4 protein-coding genes are annotated in these 3,534 nt (G+C 69.6%); 2 read left to right on the top strand and 2 right to left on the bottom strand.

Annotated features, from left to right (window positions below):
- The coding region (locus HUU94_RS03550) for a hypothetical protein (protein ID WP_217429556.1) at nucleotides 1-1,151 on the top strand (1,151 nt) is incomplete at its 5' end.
- Here the strand turns inward: HUU94_RS03550 and HUU94_RS03545 are convergent.
- Together HUU94_RS03545 and HUU94_RS03540 are read right to left on the bottom strand one after the other, a co-directional pair.
- Complete coding sequence (locus tag HUU94_RS03545; protein ID WP_174273740.1) at nucleotides 1,108-1,794, bottom strand: SGNH/GDSL hydrolase family protein; 687 nt, start codon at nucleotides 1,792-1,794, stop codon at nucleotides 1,108-1,110. The two genes, HUU94_RS03550 and HUU94_RS03545, sit on opposite strands and share 44 nt — an antisense overlap.
- Nucleotides 1,795-1,892: 98 nt before the next feature.
- Nucleotides 1,893-2,981 (bottom strand): acyltransferase family protein, encoded by a 1,089-nt coding sequence (locus HUU94_RS03540; RefSeq protein ID WP_174273739.1) that lies wholly within the window; start codon nucleotides 2,979-2,981, stop codon nucleotides 1,893-1,895.
- 115 nt (nucleotides 2,982-3,096) lie between these two features.
- Between HUU94_RS03540 and HUU94_RS03535 the strand changes: the two genes are divergently transcribed.
- On the top strand, nucleotides 3,097-3,534 hold a 438-nt coding region (locus tag HUU94_RS03535; protein ID WP_174273738.1), incomplete at its 3' end, for a head-tail connector protein.

The raw sequence follows: 3,534 nt of genomic DNA, 5'->3' as shown, positions 1-3,534 counted from the left end.
TGTCACCGCGCATGGCCGCGCCGTACCTGGGGCAGGTCGCGACCAAATGCTTCCACCCGATCAGTTCGACATCGAGCAACACCAGGTTCAATTCGCGATCGCCGCATTTCGCGCGCGACGCGATCGCGTCGCTGCGGATCGTGCTGCCCAATTGGTTTTGGAACCGATCGACCAAGGCGGAGGCGGGGAGCGGGGCGACCGCGACCTATAGCGCCGCGATCGAATATCCGGCGGGCAGCTTCACGCCGGTAAAGTTCGCCGGGGCGGCGGCGGGGACGGTGGCTTCGGGGCTGGACCTCACCTCCGATCCGGTGAGCATATCGATCCCGAACGGCGCCTTGTTCTGGGTGCGGGTCTATTGTTCGGCGGCGACGATCGTGTTCGGCGGGACGGCTTCGGGCAGCACGACGAGCACGCTCGATAGCGGCAACGGCGCGGTGTTCGAGGCGGGGACGAGCCTGACCGACAAGACGATGGGGGGCACGCTGACGCAATTCGGCAGCGTCTGCTTCGCGCCGGTCGCGATCCTGGCGACGACGCGGCGGCCATCGGTGCTGCTGGCGGGCGACAGCCGCTGCTGGGGCGCGGGCGACGGCTACGACGCCGGCGGCGACCTCGGCGAGCTGGCGCGGACGATCGGGCCGGCCTTCGCCTATATCAACCTCGGCAGCTATGGCGACACCGCCTATCAGGCCGGCGCGAGCTATGCGGGCCGCGCCCGGCAGGCGCAATATTGCAGCCACGTGCTGTGCGAATATGGCGTCAACGACATCGTCCAGGCCAAGACCGGCGCGCAGACCTGGAGCGCGTTGCAGGCGCTGTATCAGGCCTTCGCCGGCCGCCCCGTCTATCAGACGACGATCGGCCCGGTTTCGACGAGCGGCGACAATTGGGCGACGACCGCCGGGCAGACGAGCGAGGGCCACAACGCCGCGCGCGTCGCGCTGAACGCGATCATCCGCGGCGGGCCTTGGCCGCTGGCGGGCTGGTTCGAGGTAGCAGATGCGGTGGAAAGCGCGCGCGACAGCGGCGTCTGGAAGGCGAGCGGGACGGCCTATGGCATGACGGTGGACGGCACGCACGAAAGCCAGGCGGGCTATCTCGCGATCAGATATTCCGGCGGGATACGGACGCGGGACCTGACGCGGTGATCGGGGCGGCGGGGCAGGCGCGTTCGAGATTGGCGCGCCACTGGCGCCTGCCGGCATCGGTCGGGTGGACGCCATCCTCGGTCGGCGCGGCGATCGAGGGCGCGAGCGGCGCGTGGAGTGCGGCGGCGATGGCCGCGAGGCGGGTGTTGAGCGCATCGATCCTCGCCTGCGAGAAGCCGGCGGCGGCAGGCTTGTCCTCCAGCCGGGTGATCGCGGCGAGGCCAGTCGGCACGCCGGTGGCGGCGATCGCGCGGACGGCCCCTTCGAAGCGATCGGGTGCTGCGGGGACGTCCGCCTTCGCATCGTTCATGCCGAGCGCTACGATCACGATCGAGGGATGCAGCGATGCGATCCAGCCGCGGGCATGATCGGCGACATCCTCGGCGGTGGCCGAAGAGACGCCGCCGTTGAAGACCGCGCGGCCGCAGAGCGAGGTAAGGCCCGAGCGTTCGGCGATGCTGTCGCCGACGACGAGGACGGCGCCTTCGGGCGCGCGGCGGGCCTGTTCGTCGATCGCGCCGATGCGGCGGGCGATGGCGAAGCGGATCGCCTTGGCGCCATCGATGCGATGGATGGCGAAAGCGCCGGCCACCGCGCCGAGCGAGGCGGCGCCGATGCCGACGAGGAGCAAGGAGAGCCGCATGATCGGCCCGGACCATGTGGCCAGGCGCGACTATCCCCAACGGGCGACGCATCCGATCCGGATGGAAGGGCGCCCTTAACGACCGAATTGGCGGAAATTCAGGCGCGCCCGGCCAGGCGGCGGTTGAGGGCGCGGCGGACGGGGATGTCGATGGCGCGGCTGATCGCGAAGGCGAGCGCCACGATCAGCGGCACCGCGATCGGCAGCCACAGCGCGGGCGGCAGATGGAAACGGACCGCCGCGATCTCGAACCAATAATAAGCCGGATAGTGGATGATATAGAGCGGATAGGAGAGCTCGCCGAGAGGCTTGACGAAGCCGAGGCTCCAGCGCGGGGGCTCATGTTCGCAGCAGGAGATGATGACCGCCGGGCACAGCAGGCCGACCGCGAGAAGATCGAGCAGCCAGGCAAGGCCGCCGGCGAAATCCCTGGGCAGCATGAAGAGGATGACGAGCAGCAGCGCGCCGGCCGCGAAGCCGCCGGGCAGCCGGGGCAGCGCGCCGCGCGCGAACATGCGGCAGATCAGGACGCCCGCGAGAAAGGGAAAGCAGCCCCTGACGAGCAGCACGCCGAGCCTGTCGAAGGTGCCGGAAATGCCGAGGTCGCCGTAAGCGAAGGCGAGGACGGCGAGCGCCGCGAAGCCGAGCGCGGTGAGCGCCGCCAGCAGCGATCGGCTCAGGCGCACGATGACGAGCGCATAAGCGAGGTTGAGCAGGATCTCGACGAACAGCGACCAGGTCGGCCGGTTGATCGCGAAGGGCTCGGCCATCGCCTGCGGCAGCGTCGGCAGCGCGAGCATCGCGAAGGGGATCGACACGAGGACGCCGCCGAGCTCGCTTCGATGTGCGGGGATCGCCGCGTGAAGGAGGAAATAGGCGCTGCCGAGCGCGGCGCCGACGACGATCAGCGGATAGAGGCGGATCGCGCGGATCAGCGCGAAGCGGCCGAACGTCATGCCGCTGCGCAGCTTGTTCTCATAGGCGTAGGCGATGACGAAGCCCGAGAGCATGAAGAAGAAATCGACGGCGAGATAGCCGTGATCCATCAGATGCCCCCCCGCCACCCACCAGCGGCGGTGGAACAGCATCACGCAGAGCGCGGCGACCCCGCGCAGGCCATCCAGCGAGACGAAATGGCGCTTGGTCGTGGCGGTCATGCCGGGTTCGGGAACAGTGTTGCCGTTCATCGATAGCCTTCGAAAGGTGTGACGCGGCGAAACTGATACGACGGACGAGCAAGTCCACCCATGCACGGAATGGCGTCCTTCGCGCCACAGCAAATTCATCATCGGGAGACGGCCCATGTGGGGACGAAGCAAAGGTGCGCCCGACGCGTACCGCGAGGAGAGCCGCGTCGAGGCGGCGGCGCTGCCCGCCGATGCGGGCGCGCGGGCGGCGATCAAAAGCTATCTGCGGCTGGAGAGCGGCGACGAGGATGCGCTGATCGATCGGCTCGCGGCGAGCGCGATCGGGCATTGCGAGGGCTTCCTCGGGCGGCAGGCGATCATCCGCGCGGTGGCCGAGACGCTGCCGGCGCGGGGCGGCTGGCAACGGCTGAGCGCTTCGCCGGTGCGGACGGTGACCGGGGTGGAGGCGATCGACGCGGTGGGCGCGGCGAGCGCGCTGGCGATCGGCGGCTATGCGATCGACCTCGACGCGAGCGGCGACGGCTGGGTGCGGACGATCGACGCCGGCGGCGCGGCGGTGGTGCGCGTGACCTATACGGCGGGGCTGGCGAGC

It is taken from the genome of Sphingomonas bacterium, from assembly GCF_903644055.1.
Taxonomy (GTDB): domain Bacteria; phylum Pseudomonadota; class Alphaproteobacteria; order Sphingomonadales; family Sphingomonadaceae; genus Sphingomonas_I.
The sequence above is the reverse complement of the archived record's forward strand: the minus strand, read 5'-3'. Positions and strand labels throughout refer to the sequence as shown.

What these genes read in the sequence shown, in the direction of transcription:
- HUU94_RS03545 (WP_174273740.1), bottom strand. Translation starts at nt 1,794, where the DNA reads ATGCGGCTCTCCTTGCTCCTCGTCGGCATCGGCGCCGCCTCGCTCGGC.
- HUU94_RS03540 (WP_174273739.1), bottom strand. Translation starts at nt 2,981, where the DNA reads ATGAACGGCAACACTGTTCCCGAACCCGGCATGACCGCCACGACCAAG.